The organism is Geobacillus sp. WSUCF1 (assembly GCF_000422025.1).
Taxonomy (GTDB): Bacteria; Bacillota; Bacilli; order Bacillales; family Anoxybacillaceae; genus Geobacillus; species Geobacillus zalihae.
On the sequence record NZ_ATCO01000215.1, the window covers coordinates 1 to 7309 of the forward strand.

At 52.9% G+C, this 7309-nt stretch carries 9 protein-coding genes and 2 pseudogenes; 2 read left to right on the forward strand and 9 right to left on the reverse strand.

Translation table 11 applies throughout. The features are described from left to right. From I656_RS0116885 to hpf, 4 genes and pseudogenes are all read right to left on the reverse strand, one after another. Positions 1 to 1052: pseudogene (locus tag I656_RS0116885) on the reverse strand (DEAD/DEAH box helicase); the annotation flags it as partial. Between the two features lie 109 nt (positions 1053 to 1161). Beyond that, positions 1162 to 1350, reverse strand: coding sequence for a hypothetical protein (locus I656_RS20025; protein ID WP_020756757.1), 189 nt, complete (start codon positions 1348 to 1350; stop codon positions 1162 to 1164). Positions 1351 to 1355: 5 nt separating this feature from the next. Further along, entirely contained in the window at positions 1356 to 1700 is a 345-nt protein-coding gene (locus I656_RS20030) for a hypothetical protein (RefSeq protein WP_317889384.1), read from the reverse strand. 55 nt (positions 1701 to 1755) lie between these two features. After that, complete coding sequence (gene hpf / locus I656_RS00965; protein ID WP_020756759.1) at positions 1756 to 2304, reverse strand: ribosome hibernation-promoting factor, HPF/YfiA family; 549 nt, start codon at positions 2302 to 2304, stop codon at positions 1756 to 1758. Positions 2305 to 2478: 174 nt separating this feature from the next. Here hpf and I656_RS00960 point away from each other — a divergent pair, with 174 nt between their 5' ends. Beyond that, positions 2479 to 3558, forward strand: a complete 1080-nt coding sequence (locus I656_RS00960; RefSeq protein WP_033006741.1) for an HD-GYP domain-containing protein — start codon at positions 2479 to 2481, stop codon at positions 3556 to 3558. Positions 3559 to 3698: 140 nt separating this feature from the next. Here I656_RS00960 and I656_RS00955 read toward each other — a convergent pair whose 3' ends face one another. From I656_RS00955 to flaG, 5 genes are all read right to left on the reverse strand, one after another. After that, positions 3699 to 4085 carry a hypothetical protein gene (locus I656_RS00955; RefSeq protein ID WP_015375822.1) on the reverse strand — a complete coding sequence of 129 codons (387 nt, stop codon included), beginning with the start codon at positions 4083 to 4085 and terminating at the stop codon, positions 3699 to 3701. 11 nt (positions 4086 to 4096) lie between these two features. After that, on the reverse strand, positions 4097 to 4450 hold the full coding sequence (locus tag I656_RS00950) for a flagellar protein FliT (protein ID WP_015375823.1): 354 nt from the start codon (positions 4448 to 4450) through the stop codon (positions 4097 to 4099). Then, positions 4450 to 4851, reverse strand: coding sequence for a flagellar export chaperone FliS (gene fliS, locus I656_RS00945; protein WP_015375824.1), 402 nt, complete (start codon positions 4849 to 4851; stop codon positions 4450 to 4452). The genes I656_RS00950 and fliS overlap by 1 nt, the downstream gene beginning before the upstream one ends. A 180-nt stretch (positions 4852 to 5031) precedes the next feature. Next, positions 5032 to 6537 carry a flagellar hook-associated protein 2 gene (locus I656_RS00940; RefSeq protein WP_020756762.1) on the reverse strand — a complete coding sequence of 502 codons (1506 nt, stop codon included), beginning with the start codon at positions 6535 to 6537 and terminating at the stop codon, positions 5032 to 5034. Between the two features lie 15 nt (positions 6538 to 6552). Further along, on the reverse strand, positions 6553 to 6915 hold the full coding sequence (gene flaG / locus I656_RS00935; protein WP_020756763.1) for a flagellar protein FlaG: 363 nt from the start codon (positions 6913 to 6915) through the stop codon (positions 6553 to 6555). A gap of 286 nt (positions 6916 to 7201) precedes the next feature. Here flaG and I656_RS20035 point away from each other — a divergent pair. Then, positions 7202 to 7309 (forward strand): annotated as a pseudogene (locus I656_RS20035) (UPF0236 family transposase-like protein); the annotation flags it as partial.

Genomic DNA, 7309 nt, shown 5'->3' on the forward strand with positions numbered 1-7309 from the left:
GGTCATCGACTCGTTTTGAATCTCGAGCCCCTCTTTCGCCTCAATGGCTTGATGAAGCCCATCGCTGTAGCGGCGGCCGTGCATCAAGCGCCCGGTGAACGGGTCGACGATGATCACTTTTCCGTCTTGCACGACGTAGTCGACATCGCGCTGCATCGTCACGTGCGCCCGCAGCGCCAGCTGAATATGGTGGTTGAGCGTGACGTGTTTCAAATCGAACAAGTTGTCGATGCCAAACGCGCGCTCCGCTTTGTTGATCCCTTCTTCCGTCAGCTGGACGCTTTTCGTCTTTTCATCGTATGTGTAATCGACATCTTTGCGCAACGTGCGGACAAACGCATTCGCCTGCACATACAGCTTGGTCGACTTCTGCGCCGTGCCGGAAATGATGAGCGGCGTCCGCGCTTCATCGATCAAAATCGAGTCAACCTCGTCGATGATCGCATAATAGAGCGGCCGCTGCACAATGTGCTCTTTATAGAGCACCATGTTGTCGCGCAAATAGTCAAAGCCAAACTCGTTGTTCGTCCCGTACGTAATGTCGGCGTTGTACGCCGCCTGCTTCTCCTCGCGCGACATGCCGCTTAAGTTCAAGCCGACGGTCATGCCTAAAAACTCATACAATTTGCCCATTTCCGTCGCATCGCGCGTCGCCAAGTATTCGTTGACTGTCACGACATGCACGCCGCGCCCCGTCAAGGCATTCAAATAGACGGGCATCGTCGCCGTCAACGTTTTCCCTTCCCCGGTTTTCATCTCGGCGATGTCGCTTCATGCAAGACGACGCCGCCCATAATTTGCACTTTATATGGGTACAAGCCAAGGACGCGCTTCGCCCCTTCGCGCACAACGGCAAACGCCTCAACAAGCAAATCATCGAGCGATTCGCCTTGCTGATAGCGGGCTTTGAATTCCTCGGTTTTTTGCCGCAGCTGTTCATCGGACAGTCGGGCCATCTCCGGACCGAGCGCATCCACTTGATCCGCAATTTTCTCCAGTCTTGCCAACTGACGCTTGTTCGGGTCAAATACTTTTTTTAAGACTCCAAGCATAGGAAACGCTCCTTATTTTTCATGGACTCACTTATTCATCATATCATTATACAGGGATCAGTGACAACTGTTGTACAGGCTGGGAGAGGGGCATGTCCAAGAGAGGGGATCACGCCTTGGACGGAAGCTGCTCAATCACCGCTTCCGCATGGTGAAGGCGCCGATTCAGCGCATCAATTTCAAAACTTTTCTCCTCCACTTTTTCACGAATTTTGCGAAGCCATAGTTGCACATCATCCACAAGCTGCGTTTCGACGCGATAAAGCGTTTCTTTCACTTTCGCCAACTCCGCTTCCACACGGTCTAATCTTGTTCAAGACGGCTGATGCGCCCGTTCATTTCATCGACGCGGCCTTCAAGCGCTTCAACGCGAGCCGTCAGCGAACCCATTTGCCCGCTCATTTCTGCTAAACGGCCGTCGATCTGCACAAAACGCTCATTCATTTGAGCAAAGCATTCGTCAATCCGAGCAAACTGTTCATCAATCTGGGCAAACCGCTCATCAATTCGCGCAAACCGTTCGTCAATCTGCGCAAACCGTTGGCGAGTTTCTTCTTGAAACGCCAAAAATCCTTGTTCCATGTTATCCAACTTGGACCATATTCGACGCAGCAGTTCCTCCATCGTTCCCCCTTTTGCTTCCTTCACGCATATTATAACATCCCCTGCCAAAAAAAGCAGGGGATGCGCATAGAAGGGTGATTCAATTCGCCTCGATCAGTCCGTACTTTCCGTCTTTGCGGCGGTAAACAATGTTCGTCCGGTTCGTTTCCGCGTTCGTGAAAATGAAGAAGTTGTGCCCTAACAAATTCATCTGCAAAATCGCTTCTTCGCTGTCCATCGGCTTCAAGCTGAAGTGCTTCGTGCGCACGATTTCAAACTCCTCTTCATTCTCCGCTGCGGAAGCGCCGATCGAGACAGGGGCAGCCAGCTTCGCTTCTTTCTCACGGTCACGCAGCTTCCGATTGACTTTCGTTTTATGTTTGCGGATTTGCCGCTCCAGTTTATCGGTTACTAAATCGATCGCCGCATACATATCCTCATGGCGCTCTTCAGCGCGCAGCAACAAATGCGGCATCGGAATGGTCACCTCGATTTTCCCTTGTCCATCGTTGTAAACTTTTAAATTGACGTGCACATACACATCATCAGTGCCATCAAAGTAGCGTTCCAGTTTCCCGATTTTTTTCTCTACATACTCGCGCAACGCTGGCGTGACTTCGAGGTTTTCTCCGCGAACGTTATACATCATCGCTGACCACTCCTTATCTTAAAACTGTAGATCCCTACATTCTTCTATTACCCATCAAATCCCTGCTTCAATCAAAAATATTTTCGAAGATTTTGTGAAAAACATAGGAAAATATGGTAAGATAGGCATAGGTGTTTTTTCTTATGATGTGGAAGGTACGGAGTGTGTGAACGAATGCGAAAGATCCATATTTCCCATGCAAAAAGCGGCGACGTGCTGGCCGTCGACTTATTCGCCGCCAACGGCAGCGTTCTTTTGTCGCGCGGCGTGCGGCTGACCAGCGGCTACATCCGTTCTTTGGCGCAAAAAGGGGTTCAATACATTTATATTGACGACAAACAAACATATGACATCCGCCCGCGCCCGCTCATCAGCCCGACCGTGCGCCAACAGGCGGTGAAAAAAGTGTATGAGACAATGACGGCGCTGATCAATCAGAAAAAACTGCTTCACCGCGTCTCGTCGCTCGATTTAGGAAAAGAGTATGAAAAAGTGTTCAAAAACATTTTGGATTACTTGCTGAAACAGGAAAACTTGCTCATCAATCTGTCGGACTTGGTCATCTCCAACGGCTACTTTTTCCACCATTCGGTCAACGTGGCGACGATCGCCGGTGTCATCGGCATCGCCAAAGGCTACCGCCCCGAGCAACTGCTCGACCTTGGCGTCGGGGCGCTGCTGTTTGACATCGGCATGACCCAGCTGCCCGATGGCCTTTGGCGGAAAAAAGGCGAACTGACCAAAGAAGAAACGGAAATCATCCGTCGCCATACGTATCTCGGCTTTGAACTCTTGCGGCGCCAGCGCAACATTTCGCTTTTTTCCGCCCATTGCGCCCTGCAGCACCACGAGCGGTGCGACGGCAGCGGCTACCCGCGCGCGTTGTCGGGAAACGAGATTCACGAATACGCCCGCATCGTCGCCATCGCCGACGTCTTTGACGCCTTGACATCGGCGCGCTACCACCGAAGACAATACTCGCCGCACGAGGCAGCCGAATACCTATCCGCCGCCGGCGGCGTTCTCGACTTTGAACTCATTAAACTGTTTCTTTCCTACATCGCCATCTACCCGGTCGCCACGACGGTGCTGCTCAACACCGGGCACGTCGGCGTCGTCTCGCAAGTGTTTCCCGGCTTCCCGCTCCGCCCGATCGTCCGTGTCATCAAAAACCCTGCGGGCGAGGAGCTGAAAAGCCCTTATGAGATTGACTTGCGAAAAGAAATGAACATCACCATTGTCAAGGCCATTTGACCCCCTTGCCGCCCACAGCAAAAACAGGCGAACGAACGCTTTGTCTCATTCGCCCTGCCGCACAAAAGCGGGTGCCCTCGACCCATCAAGAGGACACCCGCTTTCGCTTGAATGGCTGCCAAAGCGCCGCCGTTCGTTCTTCACTGCACGACATACCGCCGCAACCGGCCGGAAACCGCCGCCTTCCAAGCTTGAAACGCCGGTGACAACCGTCCGCAAACAATCCGCTCCTTTGCCGCTGCATCAGAAAACTGCCCGTCAAGTGCCGCGGCCGCGTCGAGCACATCGACAAACCGTTCAAGATGACGGACGAAATCGTTCTCCTCAGCGAACAGCTGCTCTAGATACACGTTCGTCTCGCCGATTTTCCCAAGCGCCAGCAACACATCCGAAAGCAGCACGTCCGCATGCATCCGCCGCGGGTCAGAAAAGCTCGCCGCCACATAGTCGAGCCCTTCTTCGACTGTCTCGAGCAACGCTGCGTATTGGCGGATGATGTCCAGCGCGTCACTCGTCAATTTTGCCATATCCATTCCACCTATCGCCGTTTATCGTAAAACATTCCATCGAACGAAAGCGGCTGCTCGTACGGATGAACATAGCGGGCATTCGCCTGCCGCTTCGCCCCCGCCATGCGCAAATCGTTTCGAATCTCATCACCCACGCGGTGAAGCCGCCTCTCAATTTCTTCATTCCAAGCGATGATCTCGCGGGCAAGCCGCTGCTCTTCCTCGCTGTACGGCGGACGCAGCTCCCGAAGCAGCTCCTCGCGCTCCTGAAGCAATCGATCAACCGTCCGAAGCCGCTCTTCCCGTTCCTCGGACGGCCACGGCAACGCCGTCGCCTCCAGCAGCTCCTTCGTCACCCGCCACACATCATGCACCACGCCCATTACGCCTGCCCGCCTTCCGCGTATTGGCGCTGCCGATGGAGCTGAATCACTTGTTTCCACGTATCGCGAAACTCGACGACATACCCTTCCACCTCGTCCAAAATCGCCGCATCGCTTTTCACATTCGCCTCGATCAGACGGCGGTAGATGTAGTCATACATCGTCATCATCGACTTCGCAACCTCATACTCCATCTTCAATGTCTTCATCAGTTCCAAAATGATGTTTTGCGCCTTAATCAAGTTCTCATTGCGCGCCGCAATGTCCCCTTTCTCGATCGCCTGGCGCGCAAGCTTGATAAACTTCAAGCACCCGTTATACAGCATCAACGTCAGCTCGCCAGGCGACGCCGTTTGCACCGCGTTCGCTTGGTAGTGTTGATACGGATTGTTTGTCGCCATCTTCCGTCACTCCTCTTCTATGATGTTCACCCCATCGCAAAGCCATCATCTGATTCAGCACAACGGGCCGCGCCGCTCCTCACCGCCTACAGCGCCGAACGCCCTTCATTCGTTGCCATCCGTGAGCGGGGTTGCCTCTTCACCCACTGTCACCACGATGGCGCCTTAGCCTTCACCCGCCTATCCCTGCATACCGCCGCCAAAGGCGTTCATCAAGTACATGCTTTGCTGGTTGGCGCGCTGAATCGCCTCTTCCATCGCTGTGAATTGGCGGTAGTAGCGGTCTTCAATCTGTTTCAGCCGATCTTGAAACCGGTCAATTTGGTCATTGATCTGGATTAAATCGCGCCCGATCGCAAACTGCTGGTTCGTCCAAATCGTCTTCCCCGCTTTTTGCTCAATTTTCCCGATCGTCGCTTTAATCGTATCGCGCAGGCGGCGGGCGATGCCTTTCTCCGCATCGGTCGCGCCGTCTTGGTTAAACAACTGATAGACGGCATCCGGATTTTCCTTGATTTTCTCCCGCAACTTCGTTTCGTCAATGATCAATTTCCCGCCGTCTAGATAATTCGACGACGTCGTAATCCCGATTTGCGCGAGCTGCGAGAACCCGCTTGGGATGTTCGCCCCTTCCACTTTCGTGTACACATTCATCCGCATTTTACTGAGGGCGCTGGACAAAATCGAATCACCGCGAAGCATCCCGCTCCGCGCTTTTTCTTCCCACAGCTCAATTTGCTTTTCCGTCATCGCTTCCTTTTGCTCGTCGGTAAGCGGCGGATAGTCGCGGTAGCGCTCTTCTTTCAGCTCGGCGTTGATTTTGGCGATCGTTTCGTTGTATTTGTCAACAAACCCTTTAATGGCGTTAAACATCGCGTCCGCGTCCGTCGCCACCGACACCGTCGCCGTGCCCGTCCCTTTCACCGTATACGTCACACCGTTGATCGTAAATGTATTCGACGAGCGGGTCGTTCGCAAGCCGTTGATGGTGATGTCGGCGTCTTTCCCTGCCGTTTTCCCCGTGAGCTCTTGCCCCGCTACGGTATTCGTAAACCCAAGCTTTTGCGCAAAAAAGTCAGCCGTCGCCTGATCAGCGAGCACCAAGCTCGCTTGAGCCCCCGTGTCTTTTTTCATGATCGAAACCCGCCCAGTTTGCTCGTCGTAAAACGCGCTGACGCCAAGGTCTAGGTTGCTGTTGAGTTGGGCGATCAACCCGTCTAACGTCGTTCCTTGTTTCACCGTGATCGACGCCTGCTTCGTCGTCCCATCTCCGTTTGTCACGTTGATCGTCAGCGTCACATCAGCGGCAACGGAAAAACTCGCCTTGTCCACTCTCACCGCGGCATCCGACAGCCAGACGGCCGATGCGGCCACTTGGTTTACTTGCATCGTCGTCGCCACGTTCGCCGCACTCGAGCCCGCCGTCGCTGTGACGACCGATTCGTTCGAACTCGAGACGGTTTTTTTGAGCATGCTGCTTTGGAGTGTAATGTTGGAAAACAAGTAGTCATCAAGCCCCTGCAGCAGCGTGTTCATCGACCGGTAGTCATCGCGCTGCCACTCAAGCAGCTGCTTTTTCTGCTTCAGCTTATCAAGCGGCATCCGCTCCGCTTTCATCAAATCGCTGACGATTTTGTCAATGTCCATCCCGCTTGCAAGGCCGCTGATGCGCAATGTATTCGCCATTTCGACTCACCACCGTTAAATTTTTTTATCCACCAAAAGCCCGACAAACTCCATCATCGCCGCATACATATCGAGCAGCTTTTTCGGCGGAATTTCGCGGATCACCTCATGCGTCTTTTCATCGATTACTTGCACGTAATACTCGTTCAACTCTTTGTGCAACTCAAACCGAACCGACGTATGGCTCGGCTGCACCAGCTCATTCAAGCCGTTGACCACTTTCTCCAATTTTTCTTCCGAAAGCGGCTGTGAAAGGGAAGAAGCGGAGGCCTCAGCTTCTTGAAGCCGCGCCGCCGAGATCTCAACTTTTGGATTAGCCTGTTCGTTTCGCATCGGCTCATAGGAAAGGAAAGAAGAAGACACCCGTTCAATCGTCATACGATCCGCTCCTTTGTTTTGGACGCTTTCTATCGTTTATATCGGATGAAAGGCAGGAAGTGTGAAGGGGGAAAGGAGAGAAATGCGGTGGGCAACGTGTGAGTAAAATATTTGTGGGTGACATTCAGGAATAATTCGCCGACGAAGGTTACGAACTTTTATTCGCGACGCTCGTCGGGGGTACCAAGCGAAGTGCGGTAGAAAAAAGCCAATGTCATGCAAAAAGGACTCTCTCTCTGCTATGATGGTGATGACCAACATCCATAAAACAGGAGGGAGAGAGTCCATGAAACATCTTATCACAGAATGGCTTTTATGAAAAGAACTGGAGGAACAATTAGTAAGAACTCTTCAAAAGGTGTTCGCTGCCTTGGTGGCGGCCCTTTTGGAGGAG